Annotated in this window: 22 protein-coding genes and 1 tRNA gene; 7 read left to right on the top strand and 16 right to left on the bottom strand. The window is 57.9% G+C overall.

The window, feature by feature from the left end:
• Window positions 1-23: 23 nt before the first annotated feature.
• The gene (locus tag HMPREF9241_RS08280; RefSeq protein ID WP_243440797.1) at window positions 24-1,235 is read left to right on the top strand and encodes a YlbL family protein; all 1,212 of its coding nucleotides are present in this window, start codon (window positions 24-26) and stop codon (window positions 1,233-1,235) included.
• A gap of 16 nt (window positions 1,236-1,251) precedes the next feature.
• On the opposite strand, the gene HMPREF9241_RS08275 is transcribed toward HMPREF9241_RS08280, so the two are convergent.
• Complete coding sequence (locus HMPREF9241_RS08275) at window positions 1,252-1,818, bottom strand: PPA1309 family protein (protein ID WP_006681835.1); 567 nt, start codon at window positions 1,816-1,818, stop codon at window positions 1,252-1,254.
• Window positions 1,819-2,012: 194 nt separating this feature from the next.
• Between HMPREF9241_RS08275 and HMPREF9241_RS08270 the strand changes: the two genes are divergently transcribed.
• From HMPREF9241_RS08270 to HMPREF9241_RS08820, 3 genes are all read left to right on the top strand, one after another.
• Window positions 2,013-5,060 carry a UPF0182 family protein gene (locus HMPREF9241_RS08270; protein WP_050998837.1) on the top strand — a complete coding sequence of 1,016 codons (3,048 nt, stop codon included), beginning with the start codon at window positions 2,013-2,015 and terminating at the stop codon, window positions 5,058-5,060.
• Window positions 5,061-5,181: 121 nt separating this feature from the next.
• A tRNA-Met gene (locus tag HMPREF9241_RS08265) sits at window positions 5,182-5,255 on the top strand.
• Window positions 5,256-5,433: 178 nt separating this feature from the next.
• Window positions 5,434-5,721 carry an antirestriction protein ArdA gene (locus tag HMPREF9241_RS08820; protein ID WP_131367671.1) on the top strand — a complete coding sequence of 96 codons (288 nt, stop codon included), beginning with the start codon at window positions 5,434-5,436 and terminating at the stop codon, window positions 5,719-5,721.
• 50 nt (window positions 5,722-5,771) lie between these two features.
• Here the strand turns inward: HMPREF9241_RS08820 and HMPREF9241_RS08255 are convergent, their stop codons facing one another.
• The 4 genes from HMPREF9241_RS08255 to HMPREF9241_RS08240 all read right to left on the bottom strand — a co-directional run bounded on the left by HMPREF9241_RS08255 (window position 5,772) and on the right by HMPREF9241_RS08240 (window position 10,281).
• Window positions 5,772-7,202 carry a hypothetical protein gene (locus HMPREF9241_RS08255; protein WP_006681832.1) on the bottom strand — a complete coding sequence of 477 codons (1,431 nt, stop codon included), beginning with the start codon at window positions 7,200-7,202 and terminating at the stop codon, window positions 5,772-5,774.
• 347 nt (window positions 7,203-7,549) lie between these two features.
• On the bottom strand, window positions 7,550-7,894 hold the full coding sequence (locus HMPREF9241_RS08250; protein WP_006681831.1) for a hypothetical protein: 345 nt from the start codon (window positions 7,892-7,894) through the stop codon (window positions 7,550-7,552).
• Window positions 7,895-7,942: 48 nt separating this feature from the next.
• Window positions 7,943-9,622, bottom strand: coding sequence for a Rep family protein (locus tag HMPREF9241_RS08245; RefSeq protein WP_165544439.1), 1,680 nt, complete (start codon window positions 9,620-9,622; stop codon window positions 7,943-7,945).
• A 422-nt stretch (window positions 9,623-10,044) separates the two neighbouring features.
• Window positions 10,045-10,281, bottom strand: a complete 237-nt coding sequence (locus HMPREF9241_RS08240) for a helix-turn-helix transcriptional regulator (RefSeq protein ID WP_006681829.1) — start codon at window positions 10,279-10,281, stop codon at window positions 10,045-10,047.
• Window positions 10,282-10,544: 263 nt separating this feature from the next.
• Between HMPREF9241_RS08240 and HMPREF9241_RS08235 the strand changes: the two genes are divergently transcribed.
• On the top strand, window positions 10,545-11,714 hold the full coding sequence (locus HMPREF9241_RS08235; protein WP_040318745.1) for a tyrosine-type recombinase/integrase: 1,170 nt from the start codon (window positions 10,545-10,547) through the stop codon (window positions 11,712-11,714).
• Window positions 11,715-11,874: 160 nt separating this feature from the next.
• On the opposite strand, the gene HMPREF9241_RS08230 is transcribed toward HMPREF9241_RS08235, so the two are convergent.
• The gene (locus tag HMPREF9241_RS08230; RefSeq protein WP_040318744.1) at window positions 11,875-12,177 is read right to left on the bottom strand and encodes a hypothetical protein; all 303 of its coding nucleotides are present in this window, start codon (window positions 12,175-12,177) and stop codon (window positions 11,875-11,877) included.
• Window positions 12,178-12,209: 32 nt separating this feature from the next.
• On the opposite strand from HMPREF9241_RS08230, the gene HMPREF9241_RS08225 reads away from it, so the two are divergent.
• Window positions 12,210-13,025 carry a sulfite exporter TauE/SafE family protein gene (locus HMPREF9241_RS08225; protein ID WP_006681826.1) on the top strand — a complete coding sequence of 272 codons (816 nt, stop codon included), beginning with the start codon at window positions 12,210-12,212 and terminating at the stop codon, window positions 13,023-13,025.
• A gap of 130 nt (window positions 13,026-13,155) precedes the next feature.
• On the opposite strand, the gene HMPREF9241_RS08220 is transcribed toward HMPREF9241_RS08225, so the two are convergent.
• The 9 genes from HMPREF9241_RS08220 to HMPREF9241_RS08185 form a co-directional block, all read right to left on the bottom strand.
• Entirely contained in the window at window positions 13,156-13,572 is a 417-nt protein-coding gene (locus tag HMPREF9241_RS08220) for a rhodanese-like domain-containing protein (RefSeq protein WP_050998834.1), read from the bottom strand.
• A gap of 237 nt (window positions 13,573-13,809) precedes the next feature.
• Complete coding sequence (gene fumC, locus HMPREF9241_RS08215) at window positions 13,810-15,216, bottom strand: class II fumarate hydratase (RefSeq protein WP_006681824.1); 1,407 nt, start codon at window positions 15,214-15,216, stop codon at window positions 13,810-13,812.
• Between the two features lie 48 nt (window positions 15,217-15,264).
• Window positions 15,265-15,861: an MFS transporter gene (locus tag HMPREF9241_RS09730; RefSeq protein WP_006681823.1), complete on the bottom strand. Its 597-nt coding sequence runs from the start codon at window positions 15,859-15,861 to the stop codon at window positions 15,265-15,267.
• Complete coding sequence (locus HMPREF9241_RS09725) at window positions 15,830-16,615, bottom strand: MFS transporter (RefSeq protein ID WP_006681822.1); 786 nt, start codon at window positions 16,613-16,615, stop codon at window positions 15,830-15,832. The genes HMPREF9241_RS09730 and HMPREF9241_RS09725 overlap by 32 nt, the downstream gene beginning before the upstream one ends.
• Window positions 16,558-17,088 (bottom strand): dihydrofolate reductase, encoded by a 531-nt coding sequence (locus HMPREF9241_RS08205; protein WP_006681821.1) that lies wholly within the window; start codon window positions 17,086-17,088, stop codon window positions 16,558-16,560. The genes HMPREF9241_RS09725 and HMPREF9241_RS08205 overlap by 58 nt, the downstream gene beginning before the upstream one ends.
• Window positions 17,085-17,843, bottom strand: coding sequence for a thymidylate synthase (locus tag HMPREF9241_RS08200; RefSeq protein ID WP_050998836.1), 759 nt, complete (start codon window positions 17,841-17,843; stop codon window positions 17,085-17,087). The genes HMPREF9241_RS08205 and HMPREF9241_RS08200 overlap by 4 nt, the downstream gene beginning before the upstream one ends.
• Before the next feature lie 210 nt (window positions 17,844-18,053).
• Window positions 18,054-18,803, bottom strand: coding sequence for a hypothetical protein (locus HMPREF9241_RS08195; protein ID WP_006681819.1), 750 nt, complete (start codon window positions 18,801-18,803; stop codon window positions 18,054-18,056).
• Between the two features lies 1 nt (window position 18,804).
• Window positions 18,805-19,251 carry an OsmC family protein gene (locus tag HMPREF9241_RS08190; protein WP_006681818.1) on the bottom strand — a complete coding sequence of 149 codons (447 nt, stop codon included), beginning with the start codon at window positions 19,249-19,251 and terminating at the stop codon, window positions 18,805-18,807.
• A 121-nt stretch (window positions 19,252-19,372) separates the two neighbouring features.
• Window positions 19,373-19,852 (bottom strand): DUF2505 domain-containing protein, encoded by a 480-nt coding sequence (locus HMPREF9241_RS08185; protein ID WP_006681817.1) that lies wholly within the window; start codon window positions 19,850-19,852, stop codon window positions 19,373-19,375.
• 44 nt (window positions 19,853-19,896) lie between these two features.
• Here HMPREF9241_RS08185 and HMPREF9241_RS08180 point away from each other — a divergent pair, with 44 nt between their 5' ends.
• Window positions 19,897-21,357: a sensor histidine kinase gene (locus HMPREF9241_RS08180; protein WP_006681816.1), complete on the top strand. Its 1,461-nt coding sequence runs from the start codon at window positions 19,897-19,899 to the stop codon at window positions 21,355-21,357.
• Between the two features lie 92 nt (window positions 21,358-21,449).
• On the opposite strand, the gene HMPREF9241_RS08175 is transcribed toward HMPREF9241_RS08180, so the two are convergent.
• On the bottom strand, window positions 21,450-21,698 hold the full coding sequence (locus tag HMPREF9241_RS08175; protein ID WP_006681815.1) for a WhiB family transcriptional regulator: 249 nt from the start codon (window positions 21,696-21,698) through the stop codon (window positions 21,450-21,452).
• Window positions 21,699-21,733: the final 35 nt, after the last annotated feature.

Here is a 21,733-nt window from a genome sequence, read left to right as displayed (position 1 = left end):
AAACCATGGGCGACAATGATCCGGTGAGTATTGATGAACAGCAGGATCACAGCCTCCTAACCGGCGAGCTTGAAGACGCCACGGTGCGGTCAGAAAACACGGACGACACCCCCAGCCAGCGGGTAAAGAAATGGGTGCCGAGTCGTCCCACCATCGCCGCGGTCGCCGGTGGCGTGATTCTAGGAGTCGCACTATTCGCTCTACCAATGCCGTATGTGCTGGAATCGCCGGGACCGACGTTCAACGTCGTTGGGTCATATCGAGGCACCGACCTGATCACAATCTCCGGCACCGACCCTGATTCGGGACAGTCCGTCGCTGTTGAACCTTCGACGGAAAGTGAGGACGGTGTCGGACAGCTTCGGATGGTGACAGTGTCTCAACGAGGTGGGCCGAGCGCCCGTTTGAATCTTGCTGAGCTGATCATGGGCTACTTCGATTCGAAGTCCGTCCTTGTTCCCTACGAAGAGGCATATCCCTCAGATGTCAGCCAAGAAGAGGTTGACCAAGCCCAATCAGCGATGATGTCGAATTCGCAGTCGACCGCGGAAGTTGCGGCTCTGGAATCGCTTGGCTGGGACGTGCCCGCATCAGTGCGTGTCGTCCAAGCGGTCAAAGGAACAAACGCAGAGGGTAGCGTTCAATCGGGTGACTTGCTTGTGTCACTCACTGATGCCCAAGGAGTCGTCCATCCGATTGATCGAGCCTCAACTGTTTTTGCGCTGGTCAAGACTATCCCCGCTGGCACAACACTGACATTGACCGTTGAACGCAACGGGGAACAGGTCGATATTCCGATCACGACGGTGGCCGCTCCCGAAGGACAGCAAGGCTCCCGCCTAGGCGTTTACCTGTCTGTTGAAGCCACGTTTCCGCTTGATATTCAGTTCAATCTGAAAGACGTGGGCGGTCCCAGCGCAGGCATGATGTTTGCGCTTGGAATTATCGACCGCATGACCCCTGGTGCCCTCGCAGGAACTGAGAGCATTGCCGGAACAGGGACTGTGTCCTACGACGGTGAAGTGGGTGCGATCGGTGGCATCGTGCAGAAGATGTGGGGAGCCAAGCGCGACGGGGCTTCGTGGTTCCTTGCCCCCTCTTCGAACTGCGATGAAGTTGTCGGAAACGTCCCCGAAGGCCTCAGTGTCGTCTCTGTCTCGACCCTGTCAGAAGCCAGAAGTGCCGTAGAAACAATCGCGGCCGGCCAGGGGGATACCCTGCCGACCTGCGAGTGATGTTTGGAAATAGCCGTCAGTCGACGTCCGGTTCGAGTGATGCGAGAAGAGCGTCGACGAGGTTCGGAATAAGGTTTGTTCCCTGACCAACCTTGTCGTCGGAGTCGAATGCTTTCGTGCGCAGAGCACACCAGGATTCGCCGGTGCGAAGCGCGCCAACAGCAAGACGAACATCCGCGCGTGACGGGTGGTTCGAAATGAACTGGATGGCTTCTTCGGGATCTTCGGGAGCCTGATCTTCAACCTCCGGGGGTACGACAAGACGCTCAACCGTAATCGCAGCACCAGCAACCTGCTCTGGCCAGCCAAGATGTCCGAGCACCTCTTCGAGGTCGTCTTCCCGAAGATCTTCCTGAATCACGGCAGACAGGTGTTCTTCGCTCCCATCCCACCCCTTGCGGATCTGCTGAGCAATATCCTCGGGCAAGTCCGGCTGGGCAAGAAGCTGGGACGTGTGGACAAGCGCATAGAGCGAGGGGGCATGATCCCAACCGATTCGTGCAGCGCTACGTTCAATGTCGACAACAACATTCGCAAGTGCAATCTGACGCGCGCTCGGCATCTGAGGTTCTTCGATAGTCATGGAATGTATGTTCTCACGTCAAACACGCAAAGGTGTCACCGAATTGTGAGTTCTGATGAATGCCAGTCAAGGCTAGCGTTCCAACAGGAGCCTCGTCGCGCACTCTCACGCGCACCGCGGGTAGGATGAGGGCACGATAATCAACGTAGAGGAGTGACGCTGTGAGCGCCTTTCCCATGCCCGAACCTCAGTCAATGAAGCCACAGAGGGGAGGGAACAACACTGACCGTCCGCGTTTGGGCCCAATGACTCTGACGCTGCTGATTCTGGTTGGAATTGGCGCGATCATCTATGCGGCCTCAGTCGTATGGACCGAGATCCTCTGGTTCCGCCAGATGCATTCAGTGCGTATCGTGCTGACCCAATGGATTGCTCACGCCGGCCTCTTCGTCTTTGGTTTCCTTGTCGCGGCCGGCCTGATTCTCTGGTCGCTCAACTACGCGTATAAGCACCGCGAAGCCTCCACGCGAGGTCAAGCGTCCGCAACCCTTCGCGAATACCAGAAGGCACTGGACCCGGTTCGTCGTATCGCGTTCTGGGCGGTCGCGCTGTTCCTCGGTTTCACGAACGGTGCCAATCTCGCGAATGATTGGCAGACGGTTCTGCAATTCGTGAATCAGACGCCCTTCGGGAAGACGGATCCTCAGTTTGGTTTCGATATCGCCTTCTTCGTCTTCACAATGCCGATGCTGAACCTAGTCGTCGGATTCCTGCTGAAAATCTCGATCCTCTGCTTGATTGCAGCATTCGTTGTCTCCTACGTGTACGGCACCGTTCGCCTGCTTCCGCGTCCTCACGCGTCAAAGCCCGCTCGTCTACAGACGGGAGTCTTCGCTGCACTGGTTTCTTTCTTCATTGGAGCGAACTATTGGCTCGGCCGCTATGACCTGCTTACTCAAGACGGCGCCAATATTGATGGCGCCCTCTACTCCGACATTCACGCAACGCTTCCAGCTCATTCGATCCTGGCCGTTATCTCGTTCCTGATAGCTCTGCTTTTCCTTGTCGCAGCGTTCAGGGGCTCCTGGCGTCTGCCCACGATCGGTGTCGCCGTGACCGTGATTTCTGGCGTCATCATTGGTGGCGCGTACCCCGCGCTCATCCAGCAGTTCCGCGTCACCCCGAACGAACGAGCCCTGGAATCTGAATACATTCAGCACAACATTGATGCCACCCTCGCAGCATACGGCCTCGATGATCTGGAATACACCAACTATGACGCCGCAACCAGCGCTCAGCCCGGACAGCTGCGCGAAGACTCTGAATCAACGTCGCAGATTCGTCTGCTTGACCCGCAGGTGATCACGAAGACCGTCCAGCAACTGCAACAGTCGCGTCCCTACTACGGTTTCGATTCGGGAATGTCCGTGGACCGTTACACGGTCGGTGATGAGCGTCGAGACACGGTCATCGCAGTGCGCGAAATGAACCTCGCCGGTTTGTCTGCGGAACAACAGACCTGGGTGAATACGCACACCGTATATACGCACGGCTACGGTGTTGTCGCCGCCTACGGTAATTCACTGAACTCTGATGGCCTGCCCTCATACTGGGAGCAGTCGGTGCCCTCAGTCGGCGAAATGGGGGACTACGAAGAACGCGTTTACTTCTCCCCGAACGCCCCCTATTACTCGATCGTCGGTGCTCCGGAAGGGAGCGATCCGCAAGAACTCGACTACCCGGATGACAACGTCCAAGGCGGTCAGGTTGCCACAACCTTCACTGGCGACGGTGGCCCAAGCGTCGGCAACGTTTGGAACAAGCTCCTCTACTCGATCAAGTTTGGTTCCACCGACATCTTCTTCTCGTCTCAGACCAACTCTGCTTCGCAGATCCTCTACAACCGTGATCCGTTGGACCGCGTCGCAAAGGTTGCCCCGTTCCTGACTTTGGAACAGGAAGCCTACCCGGCTGTCGTCGACATGGATGGGGACCCGTCAACCGAGAAGCGCCTGGTGTGGATTGTTGATGCCTACACGACAACAGACTCCTACCCCTACTCGCAACACCAGTCCCTGTCCAGCTCAACCGTTGACTCCCGATCCTCGCAGGTTGGCGAATATGTGCGCGCAGAGACGATTAACTACATGCGCAACTCAGTGAAGGCTGTCGTTGACGCATACGACGGGTCCGTTCACCTCTACCAGTGGGATCAGGAAGACCCGATCCTCTCGACGTGGATGAAGATCTACCCGGATCGTGTCGAACCCCTGAGTGGAATCAGCGGTGACTTGATGAGTCACATGCGCTACCCGGAGGACATGTTTAAGGTCCAGCGTGAGCTTCTTACCAGCTACCACGTCACCAATGCATCCGACTTTTACGCCGGTGGTGACCGTTGGCGCCTCGCCGAAGAAACATCAACCGCAGTGTCCGCATCCTCGAACGCATCGCAGTCGGGCGGAGTTTCTTCCGGAGTGACGGCTCAGCCTGCCTATTACCTGACAATGCAGATGCCGACCCAGGAAACCGCGGAGTTCTCACTGACCTCCGTGTTTGTTCCCGGTGGTGAATCCAAACGTGAAGCAATGGCAGGCTTCCTCGCCGTCGACTCAGAGACAGGGAACGAGGCCGGAAAGATCCGCGATGGGTATGGAAAGCTCCGGTTGCTAGCCTTGCCGTCATCGACTACCGTGCCCGGCCCAGGCCAGGTGCAGAACGCATACGACTCGAATGAGACTATCGCGCGCCAGCTCAACTTGTTGAATCAAGCGGATTCGCAGGTTATTCGAGGCAATCTCTTGACTCTGCCCGTTGGTGGCGGTCTGCTTTACGTCCAGCCTGTCTACGTCCAGGGCACCGGCTCAGCGTCCTACCCGGTTCTGCGTTCAGTCCTGACTGCCTTCGGTAATCAGGTCGGTTTCGCGCCGACTCTAGAAGAATCCTTGGATCAGACCTTCGGCGGTGACTCGGCCGCGACAGTCGCGAACAACGCAGGTGGAGAAACCGCAGAAGGTGACGATACTTCAAACACCGTCACCCAAACTGCTCAACAGCGCTTGAATCAAGCACTGACCGACGCCTCAGCGGCCATGCAAGCCGGCCAAACAGCCTTGAGTAGCGGAGATTGGAGTGCGTACGGCGAATCCCAGAAGAAGCTCAATGACGCATTGGCGCGAGCCCTTGCCGCACAAGAAGAACTTGGACAGTCCACTGGCGTCACATCCGGCTCCACCGATACGCCACAATCCGGTTCGCCCCTCGGCTCTCCGGGCGCTGACGCAACGCAGTCAAACGGCTGATCTTCCCCCGCGCACTCAGCCCTATCCTTGACGAAACCCGGGCGGTGAGCTTCTACGAGACGAAGCTCACCGCCCTCCGTTTGAAGCTCTGTCGCGAGCACGCTAGGGTAGTAACTACCGACGCGGGGTGGAGCAGTTCGGTAGCTCGCCGGGCTCATAACCCGGAGGTCGTCAGTTCAAATCTGGCCCCCGCTACGAGAAAAGCCCGGTATCTCAACGAAAAGTCGCTGAGATACCGGGCTTTGTTTTGTTCTGACGAGGCCGATTCCCTACCTTATTCCCTATGTTTCATCCCAGGCCGCTGTCGCGTCCCGAGTGAGGCTCTGGAGGTCGTCTCGTCCATGTGCGGGCTTTTCCGAGTGCCCAGCCCGAGATGGCCTCCACCTACTCGGAGGTCGATATGAACGAAAACATACAGGAAGCGCTCGAACTCTGGATTGATAGTGGCATGGCAGAGCCGGGGCGCTTCGAGGACGCCTATCAAGGCTACTGGTCCTCGTTTGGCGAGTACCTCGCTGAGGAGATCAAGTACATGCAGCGCGACTGGCCTGAGGAGGCGGTGAGGTATTTTGATTGGGACCTCTACGAGTGCGATCAACTGCACTCGTACACCGTGTGTGATGCCCCTAACGGGGGTGTGTACGTGTTTCTCGACCTGTGATGTGAGAGACCCCCTAGCCAGGTGGCTAGGGGGTCATCTTTTCGCCGGGCTCACAGGCTGTAGCCGTCGCCCTCGCGCTCGGTGTCCTGCCCGTCGCTCGGAGCAAGGTTCGCAACAACATCGCGAACGTTATGCTCGACTCTCCGTTGACGGTGCTCATGACGCTTGAGATCACGCTCGCGCACCGGATCCTTGTAAGTCGTCATCGACTTCATCTGCTCACCGAAGCCGGAAGACTTCGCAAAGGTGAGATACACCTGCCGCTTGGCCTCAATGAGCGCCTTCACGGCGGGATCGTTGATCTCCTTGACCAGGGAACTAGCGAACAACTCGACACCATCAGCGAAGAACCTGCGAGCCTGTTCCCCCGAGAGGGGGCGGGCGGTCTTGACAGAGACGAGGTGTTGCTCTGCCTCCTGCGCCGCAGTCTGCGCCCTGAGGGCCTGCTCGCGTGCGGCCTGCTGGAGGCGCTGGACCTCAGCCCGACCCTGGGCGAGACCCTCCTCATGACCTTGCTCGTAGCCCTCGTGTCGGCCTTCATCGCGAGCAGTTGCGCGGTCTTTCTCGACCTGTTTGCGAGCGAGACTGACCCGGTACTCTTCACGCTCAAGGTCCTCACCGTCGCGGATCAACTCCTCACGATCGGCCTTGAGTTGCTCGCGCTTCTCGTCGAGATCACGACGTTCGTCCCTCAATGCGCCGTACGTCGCCTTCGTCGCAGTCTTGTCGTGTCGGAGAGCATCGACCTCACGCTCGACCGGCCAACCGCGTTCGACCATGTACGCCTTGAGATCATCTTGATAGCGCTCAAGTTTCTCGCGCCCTGTGACCATTTTCCCGTCCTCACCGCGCACGTCACGGTGCGCAGCATACGCGCGCGACCACTCAGGACGCAGGTTGCCTTCATGCTTTGGGTCATCGGCGAACGTGTCCGCGAGAAGCTGGATGTGTGGCGTCGTCTCCGAATGCTGAATGTCGAACCCGAGGATCGCGCCGAACCCGCCGGGGACGACGTTGTTTCCGAGGAAACGCACAACGTCCGTAAAGTAGCGCTGGGCTTCGTCGCGATCGCGTGCGATCCAACGGGAACGGCCCTTACCATAGAAGTCGGGAACCTCCCGACACATGCTCTTCGGAAGGTGAGCGACGAACATCGAAGTCGTCACCGTGCCGCCCCGCATCTTGCCCTTCTTGTCCGGCTTGTCCTCACGCAACGGTGAACTCAAACGATCCACCCTCGATTGCCCGTAATCGAGTACCTGCTGCATCGAGGTTGCTCGAACAAACTTGCCCGTGCCGTCGTTGACGAACGCGCGGTCAAGAACCTCATCTTCAACGACGATATTCGTGTTCTCACGTGCCCAATACTCGACCGCCTTTGGGTCGAGCTCGCGCATCATTTCATGGACAATCGCGCGCCGTTCCCCAACGGGTTTCGTGTGCGTGACCCGAAAGCCGGTGCGTCCTGTTGCGTCGCTCATTTTCTTCGCCTCACTCGTTCATGTTGTTCTCTCGTTTGTCGTCGCGTTGGCGGTGCGAGCGGGGACCCCTGCTCCCTGCGGTCGCTTGCCCCTTCTCGCGCCTCCACCGCATCCGTGTGCCAAATCTTCGGGTCCCCGGTCGCGTTGCTCCCTGCCCAAAGATTTGCCCCACGGGTCACACAGCTGTAACCACGGGACCCTCGCTTTCGCTCCCCGTGTTTACACCTGTGTATTAACCCCCTAAGACACTTACGCTTCGCTCCAGTGTCCGGGGGCTGCTCCGCAGGGGCGGTACCACCCTTCAATACCTCGCTCGCTCGGTCTTTCCGGGTGGTACCAGAGGCCGGTCACCACTGTGCCGGTGGCACATCGGTTCCCGGCTGATCGTCGCCCTCGTCCGAGCCCCACCGGGACTCGTTCTCGTGCTCCTCGGGAACGTCGTTTTCGGTGCTGTTCGCATCGAAAACACGACGCAGTTCATCGGCGATTACCGGGTCATCCAGGGTACGGATGACGGCCTGAATCGCCTCTGTCGTTTCCGCAAAAACGAGGGTTGCAACGGCCTCTCCGAGGGCCTGTTTTGCGGAAAGCAATTCATCCGCGCGTGCACGCTTGAGTTGATTGCGGAGCGTCCGGGCGCGGGTGTTCGCCTGCTCCAATTCCTTCTCGATCTCGGCTGATGTCTTGGTCATGATTTTGTTCCTTTCGTTGGGTTGGTTGGTGGTCTGATTGTGGAACGGCTAGAGGTCCCACTGGTTCTTTGGACGAGGAAGTGTTGCCCGTGGTTTGCCGTCGATATACTCAATCCCCACCTTCGGGATGAGGTCGAGTTGTCCGGCGGCCGCGAGCTCGGCCTTCTTCGCCGCGAGCATCTCCCGCTCGCGCTGCTCCCGGGCCAGCTCATTGGCCTTGCGCCGCTCCTCAGCAGCCTTGTACTCGGCGGCCCTCCGGTCGGCCTCGATGATGTCTAGTGCCTGATGAGCAACAGCCCACGTCCGGGCGTTTGCCTCGGCTCGTTCGCCCGCCTCAATCTCCTCTGGCGTGGGCTCCGGCTCAATGATCTTTTGTCCGGCAGTTGCGAACTCACTCAAGATGTCGTCGACACTCACGGACTCGTCGTCCGAGCCGGTTAGCCGGGCGCGTTGTTCCAGGATCGGCGCGACGGTGCGCGCCTCGATCTGGCGAATCGCGGACTCCCGTTCGGCGGCATCGGTGATCGCCTGGCAGCGGCGGTTCAAGAGTTCGAGGTTGTGGCGTAGCCGCTCATGGCGTTCGTACTGGTCGTACTCGCGGGTGCCGTTGAGAAAGCCGAGGTTCACGTAGATCGAGAACTCACCCTCCTGCACCGGGATGATGAGGGGAAAACGGCGGTATGCCTGATCCTTGTTCTCCGAGGTCTGGACGACCTTGACCCCCATCCTGTTTGTGTAGGCGTATTCCCCAGCAAGGCCGTTGAGAAACGTCTTGTAATCGTCAGGCCCGGTGACGATGTTGACCCGGTTAACCAACTGTGTGTGAGAACCCTTGACGTTGACGATGACCTTCTCCGAGGCGTCGCGGTACGGACCCAGGACCCGGAACAACAGACCCCGGTCTCGACGACAAGCGTCAAGCATGGTCGAAGCTCGAAAATCCGACCAGATGATGACCTCCTCGCCGTCGTAGTCTTCAAATGAAACGTTCGACCCGCCCACGGTGAAGTAGGGCTTCTCCGCCGTCGGGTTGAGGGACCGAGCGAGGGCATGAGCGAGGAGGTCTTTGCCTACACCACCAGGCCCAAAAACATAAAAGTTCACGACCTCCAGGGGAGGGGCCAAACTGGCCAGATAGTCGGCCCGCAGGCCCTTGAGGTGGCTCATCACCCCCGGCGCTGACCAGAGTTCAAGGTCGTGCTTACGCACGTGATCGAGGCTCCACTCACCACCGGCAACCTTGAGAGCGGCCTCCTTGCGACGACGCTGAAGCGCCTTGCCCAGACCCTTCTCCTGGCGGGCTATCTTGTGCTCCTCCAGATCGGTACGCCAGTCCCAACCCTTCGAGGCGTGAACCTCCGAGTCGTCATAAAGATGCTTGCCTGCTGCCTGCTGCTTGGGGTTCTCGTGGGTGAGGTATTCAACAAGGTCGAGAAACGCCGACGGGGGCTTTGGCTCCACACACTGCGGTGGCACTCCAAACGCACGGGCGACCTGAGCAATTGACGCAAAAGAACTGCGTTGGATCACAACGTGGACATGCGGGGCTTTAGGTGACCCCTGGACGAGGGCGGAGTTCTTTGCGACCTCGGCAGACGTGTACACATCCTTGTCGTGCAGAATCCAGGCGAAACGCTTCACACCCTTCTTCGCGAGCGCCTTTCCCACCTGCTCCGTGGTGATAAGGGTCTGGCCTGTGGACGGATGGCTCAGGTTCTGCGTAATCATAAAAACACGACCCCCTGGCTCATTCGCGTAAGCCCACGGCCCCCCGTCTCGATAGGGATCCTCATCGGTACCGACGAGACCGAGGAACCGCAGTGCCTCGGGTGTGGATTCAGAGTAGTCGTTCCAGTCGTTTTTGGTCGTTTCACTCCCAAAAACGACTGAACCGACTGCGCGGGACACAAGCCCAGTGTCCCGCGCATTATCGTTGGAATTACAGGGAAAAGTAGGGGCCGAAGAACCCGGAACGACTAAAACGACCGGGTTTTTTGGTTGCTCTGAAATGCCCTCAAACCCCTGTTTTTCGTTCCACTCCGCCGTCGAAAGACAGTCGTTTTCACACGAGGGCGTGCCCCCTTCGGGGGCAAGCGTCGGGGCCGAAGGCCCCTCCCTCGTGGGGGAGAAGGTGGTGATGGTCGGGGAAGTCATCGCTGGCCTCCCGTCGTCTCGACACGAGTAGCCCGAAGGAACGCATCGAGGTCCTCAACGAGGTACACGATGCGCGGACGACCAACGCCTCCAAGACGCGAATACGCAGGCCCCAGACCACGAACTCGCCAGTTAGCGAGCGTTTGCCGTGACAGGCCGAGATAAGTGGCAGCTTCCTCAGCAGTGAGGGCAGCGGGGGTGACGAGGGTAGAAGTAGTAGTAGGGGTAGACATTGAGGTCTCCTAGACATGAAGCATCTAGGCGACCCGAGTGGGACCCCTCGGTTGCAACGGGTGTTGCATCGCTCGTTTTTGTGGCAACGGAGGCCACGCCTACTAGGTTTTTCGACATCCCTATCGTCTACCAAAGTAATACCACATCATACCTAACTTTGGCAACACATCAGTGTTAAATTGAACCACAGTTGCCAGTCCCTAGGTATAATCAAGGTATGCCTAGAGTTCAAATACCCTCAGGAACCAACACAATCGACTCAGTGACTCCTGTTCGTCTACCGAACGGGAAATACCGCATCCAATGGAAAATCCGCCTCCATGACGGACGCCTCCTCTCGCGTGACACGACAGGCTCGACGAAAGGCGAAGCGCGAGCAAGGGCACACACCAAGGCGGCCGAACTGCTGGCTCAGGGCGGAACAGGTGGTAACTGGAAGCCCTCATCACTGGCAACCGAGTACCTGGAGAAGGTCTCCAAACCCATCGTCACTGACTCCTCAAAACTCTCGAAGAACTCAAAGAATCGCTACAAGACCGTCCTTGCCTACCTCGATGAGGCGTTCAAGGGGTACTCGATCGCCTCGGTAACGCGACGCCGCACCATCGAAGAACTCTTGAAGAAGATCGCCGCCGAGCATGGATCGGAAAGTGGCCGTCACGCAAAAGGCGTTGCCAGCCGATACTTCTTCGAAGAACTCATCAAAGACGACGTAATCGAATACAACCCCCTCGCTGGTGCCCGGATCGACCTCGGGAACGTAAAGAAACGCGAGAGACCCGAAGGTGGGCGCGCGCTCACCAGTGCCGAATACGACCGCGTACTCACGCACCTCCTAACAGTGGACCCTGCCGAAGGCGTGGACCCACCGAAGCGGGGCAGGTACACACTCGAAGATCGTGTAGCTGTTCACCGAAACTGTATCGACCTCACGCTGCTTCAAATGGCCACGGGGTTACGCGTTAGCGAAGCGAGGACGCTTCTGTGGTCCGATGTCATTGAAGACGGCAACGGTCGCCCTGCGTGTCTCATCAGGGCTGAGAATGCGAAGACGGGCAACCCGCGTGTTGCGGCTCTCGTCGAGCCTGCGGTGTACGAGCACCTGCTTCGACGAAAGGATGAGATCGGCGGGCAATATGTTGTCGGTGCGCCGTTGAATCCCGACACCGAGTGGGACAGATTCAATGCTCAAAAGGTCCTCAAGGGCTTCTACCTAGAGATTGCCCGAGCGTGTGACGTGCCCCTGCTGGAAACGCACCGAACGCACGTCTGGCGGACAACCCTCAATACCCTGTATCGGACAGACGTTGACGTGCTATTGCGTGCTCGAACACTCGGGCACTCGCTCGATGTCAACGCGCAGGCCTACAGCGATCTATCCGACCTCACGAGCCTCTACGAGGCCGCACGGGCACGGCGCGAGGAAAGGTAGGGAGTCCCTACCTTATTCCCTATGTTTCATCGTGAATACCCCATATCGAGCAGTATCAAGCGGTAACCTAATCGGCGCACTTACCGCATGATTCCAACGAATACTTGGCTCTACCGCGCTATTTCACTGTGAAACAGTTCAGACCCCGGAGGTCGCAGGTTCAAATCCTGTCCCCGCTACCAAGTAAGGTCGGGACCTCAATCGAGGTTCCGACCTTTTTATATTCGGCCTTCAGTTTGTACATGGTTCCCTCTATCGTTAATCGTGGAATGGTCAGAGAGAAAACAACCGTGAACATCACCGCATACTTCACCCGCTCAACAGGCGGATGGAGCATTATTGTTCCATCGCCGACGGATACACAACCAAGGTCCAACGCCTCGCAGAAGCCGAACCCGCAGTCAGTGGCGCATGCGCTAACCACGGAATCGTCATCGATAATCTGACACTCATCTACGCTCACCCAAGCAACACAGCAAAGGACTGCGACGCCTTATGACTCAAACACTACAACCAGCGAAAGACCAACCAGCAGGACACTTCTCTCGCACACTCCTTGTCATCCTCACCGGGCTACTTGCCGGCTTCCTCGCCGGCCTCTTCGGCGTCGGCGGTGGACTCGTTATCGTTCCAGCACTCATGTCCGTCCTCGGGATGGATCAACGTCGTGCCTCAGCAACTTCATTGCTTGCCCTCATATTCACCGCGCTCACGGGCACAACCTCATACGCCCTCAGTAGCAACGTCTCCTGGAGCGCAGCAATCATCCTCATCGTCGGCGCACTTGTCGGTGCCCAAATCGGCGTCTGGCTCCTACGCAAACTACCAGACCGAATCCTCCCCTGGATCATCGTCGTCTTCGCACTCTTTGTGATTGTTTCTCAGCAAATCAACATCCCCGTACGCGACGCCGGACTCACCCTCGATATACCACGCGGAATAGGACTCATCTTCGTCGGCGTCCTCTCCGGAATCCTCGCCGGACTCGTCGGCATCGGTGGTGGATCAGTCCTTGTCCCTGGCATGGAACTTGTCGTCGGCCTCGGCGACCTCCTTGCCCGCGGAACCTCACTACTCGTCATGATCCCCACCGCCATCTCTGGAACCTGGACAAACGCAAAACACGGTATCGTCGACCTCAAAGCCGGTATCATCGTCGGCATCTCCGCAGCATTCAGTGCACCCGCAGGCACATTCGTCGCAGGCTGGATTTCACCCGAAACTGGCAACATTCTCTTCACGATCTTCCTGATCGTGGTCATGCTCAATACTCTGCGTAAAGCCGGAATCTTTAAACGACGCCAGAAATAGCTATCTTGTGCTCTCGGGAAGGCTCGGCTGTCCACAGCCTCGGCTCATTCTTTGTCGATTCTGATGCCCAACTGAACCATCTGAACCTCCCCGCGATTGCCTTTACGCATTGGTTGGGGGACGCGTTTGACTACTCGGTGACCAGCTCGATGCCCAGATTCTTGGACGCATCTTGAAAGCCACCAGCATTCATGACGTTCGTGAAGCCGGCTTCTTGCATCAGCTTCAGTGCCTGACCCGCACGGTTGCCGGAATGGCAGTGCAGAGTGTAGGTGCCGTTCTTATCAAGCTTCGTAATGTCATTGGCGAAAGCGTCGGAGTTGAAATCGATATTGGTCGCACCCTTGATGTGGCCGTCAGCGTATTCATCGGGAGTACGCACATCGATCACCATGCCGACCTCAGTTGCTTGAGAGGCGCTGGCCGAAGACTGCGAAGTCGTTGAAGCTCCATCTGATTCGCTGGTCAAAGCTGAAGAACAACCAGCGAGTAGTGCACCAGTAAGTCCGACGCTCAAAACGGAAGCGAAACGGCGAGTGAACAACATGGAGCCTCTTCGATCACAACTCATCTTATGGCTGCGATATCGCCTCCTTGTGAGAGGAGAAAGTCCTGTTCACCTCCGCGCAGAGAATGGCAAGGGGCCGGTGGGATTCAAATCCCACCGGCCCCTTCGCGACCGTGGTTGCGGCCTCGTCAATCAGAAACGAGAACTACACCCACTGGCTGAACGTCGCTGGTGTCGACGTCTGGCCGAGCAGGTCAGAGGCCGCCAATGCCAGGCTCACTCGCCGGCAGCGCTCGGGTGCGTCATGTCAACCGGAACAACCCAGGCATCGAACTCAGCGTCGGTGACAAAGCCGAGCTCCAAGGCAGACTCGCGTAGCGACAGGCCCTTGTGGTGAGCATTCTTCGCAATCTTCGACGCCTTGTCGTAGCCGATGTGGCGGTTGAGGGCGGTCACCTGCATGAGGTTGATGTCCAAGTTGTGCTGGATCTTCTCGTCATTCGGTTCGATGCCGTATGCGCAGTTCGTGTCGAAGGAAACGCACGCATCGCCGAGCAGGCGGATGGACTCCAGAACGTTCCATGCCATAACCGGCTTAAAAACGTTCAGCTGGAAGTTGCCCTGCGAGCCAGCGAAACCGACGGTTGCGTCATTGCCGAAGACCTGAACGGCGACCATGGTCATGGCCTCACACTGGGTCGGGTTGACCTTGCCGGGCATGATGGACGAACCGGGCTCGTTCTCGGGAATGATCAGTTCACCGATGCCGTTACGCGGGCCAGAAGCGTACCAGCGGACATCGTTGGCGATCTTCATCAGGGCATCAGCCAGGACGCGCAGGGCACCGGAGACCAGGACCAGTGCGTCGTGTGCGCCAAGGGCTGCGAACAGGTTGTCTGCCTGCTTGAACTCAATGCCGGTTTCCTCGGAAATCTTCGTGGCGCAGAGCTTGCCGAATGCCGGGTGGGCATTCAGGCCGGTGCCGACCGCAGTGCCACCGATGGCGAGCTCGCGTGCACGTGAATCTGCGTAGCGGATGCCGTCGAGGGCGAAATCAATCTGAGCAACCCAACCGGAAATGACCTGACCAAGGGTGATCGGGGTGGCGTCCTGCAGATGGGTGCGACCGACCATGACGATGTCTGTGAAGTCTTCAGCCTTCTTGGCCAGGGTATCGCGCAGCTGCATGACGCGCGGGTACATGGCCTGCAATTCGCAGACGACTGCGATGTGCATGGCGGTGGGGAAGGTGTCGTTCGAGGACTGACCACGGTTCACGTGGTCATTCGGGTGAACGGGGGTCTTGGTGCCCATCTCGCCACCGGCGAGTTCGATGGCGCGGTTGGAGATGACCTCGTTGGAGTTCATGTTCGACTGCGTACCAGAACCGGTCTGGAAAACAACCAGTGGGAAGTGATCGTCGAGCTTGCCTTCGATGACTTCGTCGCCGGCCTTGGCGATCAGGTCAGCGATCTCCTGGGGGAGTTCGCCGAGCTCAGCATTGGCCAGTGCAGCAGACTTCTTCAGGACACCCAGAGCATGGATCATGGGACGGCCCCACACGAAAGTGTTACGGCCGATGTCGAAGTTGTGCAGGGAACGCTCGGTCTGGGCGCCCCAGTAGCGGTCGGTGGCGACCTCGACGGTGCCCATTGAGTCAGATTCAGTGCGCGTTGTTGTCATGTGGGTTGTTCTCCTTTGAAGAAACGTACCGCTTCAGGTTAGGCGAACCTAATGGGTTTGTGCTACCCGAAGACGCGAGTGGAACCATGCAAAACTGACAGAAAGTGCGACGAGAGCCAGGGCTAGGACGAAAGGAACAATCGGGTGCCATCCGTAGAGTGCAGTTGCACTCACCGGAGCAAAAATCCAGGTGACGGCGCCGGTCGCGTTGATGATGCCAGCAACGCCCCCCTGTTCTTCGTCGCTGACTGCCAGCGAGGCACCCGCGCTAAAGCCTGGGCTTGCCAGACCGCTGGACGCGCCGAGCACGAAGGTGGCGACTGTGATGATCGGTCCGTGGGACGCAAACGTCAGTGTCGCTAGCGCGATAAAGCCCAAGGTCATGCCGGTGCGTAGCAGAATAACCGGCGGAAGAGACAGCCGTGGGACGACGAGGAGCTGCATGAGCATCGCGCCGGCAGCATTCGCCAGTAGCATCAATGCCGTCATGGAGACCGCGTGCGCTGGGTCAAGATGCAGGCGATCCTGAACAATGAAGCCCATCGTGATCTGAACGACGCCACTGGCAAAGAAAATACCGAAGATGCCGGTAATCCACGGCAGGATGCGCGAGTCATTCCACTTCACGCGAGGGGGAAGCACCACGGGTTCCGGGGGTCTCCTCGTCCGGGTCCTTGGTGGCAGGCGCATCCTTTGGCACTGCAACAAGCGCGATGATCAGCGCGATCGCGATGAACCACGGCGTGGCGTGCACGGGCGCGTAAATCCACCACGTGCCAAGCGCCGACGAAATCAGGGAGCCGATCATGATCGATAGGTTGATTGCTCCAGAGAACGCTGACATACCACGCACACGCGACGCTTCGTCAGGAGTGTTCTCAGCAATGAGAGCTTGTCCGGTCGGCGGAATCGCTGCGACTGCGGAGCCGAAGAAGGGGCCTCGTGCCAGCAGAATGATCGAGGCAGTCAAAACCGTGCCGGCGATACCGGCTGCGCGCAGAGCGACGACGCCGGAGAACAACGTGCCCGCAATGAATGCGAGGAAGAGGGCGGTCAGCAGAACTCGCCTGCGTCCCCACGCGATCGAGCGACGACCCCAGAACTGGCTGAGCATCGCAACCGCAACTGCTGCCAGCGATACCGCGGCGCCGACGATCCATTCCGGAATACTCATCGCCCTCGCCAGAGGCGCGATCGACACGTTGATCATGTTCTGCGCCGTGTACGTAAACAGGGCGATCGCAAGTAGCGCGCGCAGTGTCGGGTGGGCAAGCACCGACGAGGCTCTGGGTTTTTTAGTTGACGAGGCTACCACCACGTTTTCAATCTCTTCTTCTGGTTCTAGCGTCGAACGTAGGTCGTAACCTTCCAGCGGGCGTCGCCAGACTTGTCGTTCCATTCAGAATCGGAGCGCTGAGGGTCAACGGCCCACACGGTCGGGTCAATTGCTGGCGCATGAACCAGCGGAGTATCAGGATTCGAGGCCTCAATATCAAGGTCAAGGTCGGTGACAACCAGTTCATCTACCAGATCCATCGTCTGGGCATACAGATGTGCTCCACCGGTGATCCAAATGTAGGGAGCCTCGTCTGCTTCAGCCTTGTCCTGCGCGTGCTTTAAGGCAGCCTCGATGGAATACACCAAGTCGATGCCGTCGGCCTCGTACAGGTGTGAACGCGTAATCACAATGTTGGTTCGTCCCGGCAGGGGAGCGCCCAATGCCTCGAAGGAACGACGTCCCATGATGATCGGGCATCCCAACGTGGAAGCCTTGAAATGTGCGAAGTCTGCGGGCACGTGCCACACCATTGACGTTCCAGTTCCAAGAACGCCATTCTTGTCCTGCGCCCAGATCGAAGCAACGGTTGTCACACTGCCACCGGAGCCTTAATCGTCGGATGGTGTTCGTAGCCTTCAACGATCACGTCATCGAAGGTGTAGTCGAACATTGACGGAGCCTTATTCAGCTTCAAAGTCGGGAACTCGTAAGGGGTGCGCGACAGCTGTTCAGTCACCTGTTCCACGTGGTTGGAGTAGATATGACAGTCGCCGCCGGTCCAGATGAATTCGCCCACCTCAAGGCCTGCCTGCTGAGCAAACATGTGAGTGAGAAGCGAATAGGACGCGATATTAAACGGGACACCGAGGAACATGTCGGCGCTGCGCTGGTAGAGCTGCAGGGACAGGCGACCGTCGGCAACGTAGAGCTGGAAGAATGCGTGGCAGGGTTCCAGCGCCATCTTCTCTAGTTCGCCCACGTTCCATGCGGACACGATCATGCGCCTGGAATCGGGGTTTGTCTTCAACGTTTCAAGAACCGAAGAAATCTGATCGATCGTCTGGCCCTGAGCGGTGCCCCATTTGCGCCACTGCATTCCGTAGACCGGGCCGAGATCGCCGTTCTCATCCGCCCATTCGTTCCAAATACGGATGCCGTTTTCCTGAAGCCAGTGCACGTTCGAATCGCCGGAAAGGAACCAGAGAAGCTCGCCGACAACCGACTTCAGATGAACGCGCTTCGTCGTGATCAGCGGGAATCCCCTGGACAGGTCGTAGCGAAGCTGGCCACCAAACAGGGAACGCGTGCCTGTACCGGTGCGATCCCCTTTGAGAGTTCCCTCTTCCATAATCCGCGCAAGCAGATCCTCATACTGACGATCAATAGTCACAGTCAGTTGTCTCCTTAAAGGTCATCACCATATCTTGTTGCTTCCTATTGTCTGTCTTTTAACGTGCAACGGAAAGTGCGCAGGCCAGCTGCTTGTCCTTATTATCGCGTGCGTACTGTCGCACAGGCGACGACACCATGGGTAGATCAGCCAAAAATGATGGTGAAGTCAGTCGAGGACGCTTGCCTTATCATCCATCGGCAGTGCCAGGTGAGCGAAAGCATCAGACTTTTGTGCATCGCCATTCAATGAAACATCAATAATGCGAGTGTGCGAGAAATCAGCGGGAGGCGTTCCCAGCGCAATCTCCAGCCCCTCGATCGTCTTATTCGCCAATGCTGCGCCGGCCTTCCATCCGACGACCGCGCCGATTCCGAAGGGGACTAAACGTCCGACAGAAGACAGTGCAGCGTGTTTTGCAAGCTTACGCTTCGCCCACTTGACCATCATCTGATTGAACTGGGTCGCTGCCTGAGAACGAATGTCAACAAAGGAAGACGCGAACCACGATGCTGCCTGAATACCGACGGTTGCCGTGATTGCTTCAGCCCCTTCTTGCCCCGTAATTGCAGCCAATACCAGCGCGTTACGCTTCGCGGGATCCTTCACGTCAATCCCGTACAGGTGCGCGACGACCATGCAGTGGTGTGCGGCTTCAGTCAGGAACGTGCCGAATTGCAGACCGGAGGCACCAAGGCTGAGCGCAGTGCCAATTCCGGGCCACGCTGAGAAAGCCCCGGCAGCCCCAGACTCACGTTTCACGCGCGCTTTGAAACGCTGGTTGGCAATCTCAACCAGTTCGTTGGGGGTCGCTCCCGGGTGAGTATCGCGCAGTTTTTGCGCACTACGGGCAGTCGACGCATAGGGCACATCAAGCGCGCGCTGCCACACATCGACTGCCCGGTGACGCACAGACATGTCAGTCCTCTGAAAGGGATTCGTTCGTGAAGGTCTTTTCATAGGTGGCACCCTTGGTCACGGTGTGACCGATGGTGCAGTTACGCTCGATGGCGCCCGATGCGCGACGAATCATCTTCTCGCGCTCTTCCTCATCCACGCTTGAGAGGTCCTGGATCAGTTCCACATCAAAGTGGGTGAAGCGATCTTCGCCTTCGAGGTACTGCGCGGAGACAGCCACGACCTGCTCAAAGTCTTCGCCAAGGCGATCGGTCAGACGCTTGTCGGACGACATTGCGTTACAGCCTGCGACCGCAATTTTCAGAAGTTCACCGGGAGAGAAACGGCAGGGGCCCTCACCAACCAGAACTTGGGCGCCACGAGGATTAGTCGCCGAGTACTGGCGGATGCCTTCACGCTGCAAGTAGAGGGCGGGGGACAAAACAGGGGTCTCTTGTGTTTCACTCATGCCATTATTCTCACCGATTATTCGCATCCGTGCGCGTTGAGAAGGCGATGAAGATATCACGAGAAAAAGTGGAATAAATCCGTTTTCGTCGCGTTTTTACCTTCCCAGTTGACGAGGCAGGTCAGACTTCGCTACTTCCGCGCTGAAGCCAGGCGGAAGCGAGCTTCAGCTCTTCATCGAGAATCTCATCGACGTGCTTCAACACTTCACTTTCAATGCGAGCGCCAAAGAAGGGAATTGCCACTTTCACTTCACCTTCAACCTGGCGAAGCGTTTCGCTCGACCCAGAAAAATGCGAGGTCATAGTGACTGTGACGGGCGCGCCCTCAAATGAGAGCTGCGTCGAGGCAGTGAGCGCGGCCTCGTGAACAAACTCTTCACTCAACGCAAGGCGCAACTCTCCGCGAATCATCTGACGCACTTGAGCTGGCAGAACACCAGGATCAACACTGCCGTGAGCTCGAACGCCCGAGGCGAAGTGTTCAACCTGAAGATCCTGACAAAAATGCGCGAAACGCCCACGGACAAAATCGGGGTCAACGCTCATTGCTTGAAAGTCGGCAAGGGGCACCGGATACGTCAACGACTTTGAAAACTCCATGGGCACTCATCTCTTCACGTTTTCCAACGGCTACTATCAATCCTATGAGAAGCCTGACACAACTGGCAGAGGTAGCCTCGAGCGATGCCCTGACCGAGAAGGACATTGAGTGGCTCCACCTGCTCCTCGCAGACTGGCAAGTCCTTGCAGACTTGAGCGCAGCAGACCTGGTTCTCTGGCTTCCCACCGACGATGAACGTTTCATCGCAGTTGCCCACTCTCGACCGGCAACATCAACAACCGTTCACATCGATGACATCATCGGCCTCCACCTACCCGTAGCGCGCGAAATCGAATTCCGTCGCGCGATCGCAACCGGACAAGTCGTTAAATCCCCGGCTGCACGCTGGGCAGGCACCTACTCGATGATGGAAACCTGCATCCCCGTCCTTCACGATGGGCGCGTCATCGCAGTTGTCACCCGCGAATCCAACCTTTCTTCACCGCGATTCTCCCTAGGCTTTGACTCGTGGGCAGCCCAGGTCTCAGACAACCTCTGCCAGATGATCTCGCGCGGTGAATATCCCTATGACACGACCCCCGCGGTGACTGCTCGTGGCGTCCCGCGTGTCCTCGATGGTGTCATCCTGATCGACCCCGACGGCAAGGTCCTCGAAACAACGCCGAACGCCACCTCGTGTTTGCGACGCCTCGGTATCCGCAACGCAGTGCGAGGCAAGATCCTTGCCCAAGAGATCACCAATGTGATCGCCGACGAATCCATGATCGAAGAATCCATGGCGGTTGTCGTCATGGGACGTGCCTCGTGGCGAACCGAAATCTCAAGCCATGCTTCCACCATTACGATGCGCGCTCTCCCCCTCACGGAAGGCCGTACGCGTCTTGGAGCCGTCATTCTGACGCGCGACATCTCTGAAGTTCGACGTCGTGAACAGGAACTCATGACGAAAGATGCGACGATCCGCGAGATCCACCACCGCGTGAAGAACAATCTGCAGACCGTTTCGGCTCTGCTTCGACTGCAATCGCGTCGCTCGGAACGCCAAGATGTCAAGGATGCGCTCGCGGAGGCAGAACGTCGAGTTCAGGCAATCGCAACGGTCCACGCGGCCCTATCTCAGAACGTCGATGAAACTGTTGACTTTGACGAGGTCGCGCGCTCGGTTCTGCGTCTTGCGGGTGCGGTCGCTGTTACTGATCGAAGCGTGGAAGTTATTACCGACGGTTCCTTCGGGGTTATTGCCGCTGATCAAGCTCAAGCTCTAGCAACCGTTTTGAACGAACTGGTCACAAACTCTGTTGAACACGGTCTGGCAGAACGTGATGGAACGATTGTCGTGTCCGTTCAACGCGAGGGTGAAACGATGACGGTCAAGGTCGCTGATGACGGCGTCGGTTTTGAACCGGGAACCCCGATGAGTGGTCTGGGAACTCAAATTGTCAAGCAGATGGTGCGTGGTGACCTGAATGGTTCGATTGACTGGTCGTTGCGCCCCGAAGGTGGAACGGTTGTCACCTTGAAGATTCACTTGGATGAGGTCTGATTCCGAACGGATGTGTGCCTAGTAGGTAAGGGGCGTTAAAAGCGTGTGGGGGTCGGCTCTCAAGAGGGACCCCCACACGCTGAACGTTTAAATCAGGATGCGCGTCGTGCACGTGCTGCACGACGCTTGAGCGAACGACGTTCCTCTTCGCTCAAGCCACCCCACACACCAGAATCCTGGTTGTTTTCGATTGCCCACTGCAGACAGGTCGCTTCGACTGAGCAGCTGTGGCACACGGCTTTGGCTTCCGCGGCCTGAGCAATTGCCGGACCTGTATTTCCGATCGGGAAAAACAGTTCGGGGTCAACACTCAAGCAGGCAGCCTTACTCCGCCAGTCCATTTCACAGCTCCTTGGATTCGTTCACGCATTTTCGA

Source organism: Schaalia turicensis ACS-279-V-Col4, from assembly GCF_000296505.1.
GTDB classification, from domain to species: Bacteria; Actinomycetota; Actinomycetes; order Actinomycetales; family Actinomycetaceae; genus Pauljensenia; species Pauljensenia turicensis_A.
The sequence above is the reverse complement of the archived record's forward strand: the minus strand, read 5'-3'. Positions and strand labels throughout refer to the sequence as shown.

Excerpts from the sequence above, each read along its gene's own strand:
- HMPREF9241_RS08275 (WP_006681835.1), bottom strand. The coding sequence starts at position 1,818 with ATGACTATCGAAGAACCTCAGATGCCGAGCGCGCGTCAGATTGCACTT.
- HMPREF9241_RS08270 (WP_050998837.1), top strand. The coding sequence starts at position 2,013 with ATGAAGCCACAGAGGGGAGGGAACAACACTGACCGTCCGCGTTTGGGC.
- HMPREF9241_RS08820 (WP_131367671.1), top strand. The coding sequence starts at position 5,434 with ATGGCCTCCACCTACTCGGAGGTCGATATGAACGAAAACATACAGGAA.
- HMPREF9241_RS08255 (WP_006681832.1), bottom strand. The coding sequence starts at position 7,202 with ATGAGCGACGCAACAGGACGCACCGGCTTTCGGGTCACGCACACGAAA.
- HMPREF9241_RS08250 (WP_006681831.1), bottom strand. The coding sequence starts at position 7,894 with ATGACCAAGACATCAGCCGAGATCGAGAAGGAATTGGAGCAGGCGAAC.
- HMPREF9241_RS08245 (WP_165544439.1), bottom strand. The coding sequence starts at position 9,622 with ATGATTACGCAGAACCTGAGCCATCCGTCCACAGGCCAGACCCTTATC.
- HMPREF9241_RS08240 (WP_006681829.1), bottom strand. The coding sequence starts at position 10,281 with ATGTCTACCCCTACTACTACTTCTACCCTCGTCACCCCCGCTGCCCTC.
- HMPREF9241_RS08225 (WP_006681826.1), top strand. The coding sequence starts at position 12,210 with ATGACTCAAACACTACAACCAGCGAAAGACCAACCAGCAGGACACTTC.
- HMPREF9241_RS08220 (WP_050998834.1), bottom strand. The coding sequence starts at position 13,572 with ATGTTGTTCACTCGCCGTTTCGCTTCCGTTTTGAGCGTCGGACTTACT.
- fumC (WP_006681824.1), bottom strand. The coding sequence starts at position 15,216 with ATGACAACAACGCGCACTGAATCTGACTCAATGGGCACCGTCGAGGTC.
- HMPREF9241_RS09725 (WP_006681822.1), bottom strand. The coding sequence starts at position 16,615 with ATGGAACGACAAGTCTGGCGACGCCCGCTGGAAGGTTACGACCTACGT.
- HMPREF9241_RS08200 (WP_050998836.1), bottom strand. The coding sequence starts at position 17,843 with ATGGAAGAGGGAACTCTCAAAGGGGATCGCACCGGTACAGGCACGCGT.
- HMPREF9241_RS08195 (WP_006681819.1), bottom strand. The coding sequence starts at position 18,803 with ATGTCTGTGCGTCACCGGGCAGTCGATGTGTGGCAGCGCGCGCTTGAT.
- HMPREF9241_RS08190 (WP_006681818.1), bottom strand. The coding sequence starts at position 19,251 with ATGAGTGAAACACAAGAGACCCCTGTTTTGTCCCCCGCCCTCTACTTG.
- HMPREF9241_RS08185 (WP_006681817.1), bottom strand. The coding sequence starts at position 19,852 with ATGGAGTTTTCAAAGTCGTTGACGTATCCGGTGCCCCTTGCCGACTTT.
- HMPREF9241_RS08180 (WP_006681816.1), top strand. The coding sequence starts at position 19,897 with ATGAGAAGCCTGACACAACTGGCAGAGGTAGCCTCGAGCGATGCCCTG.
- HMPREF9241_RS08175 (WP_006681815.1), bottom strand. The coding sequence starts at position 21,698 with ATGGACTGGCGGAGTAAGGCTGCCTGCTTGAGTGTTGACCCCGAACTG.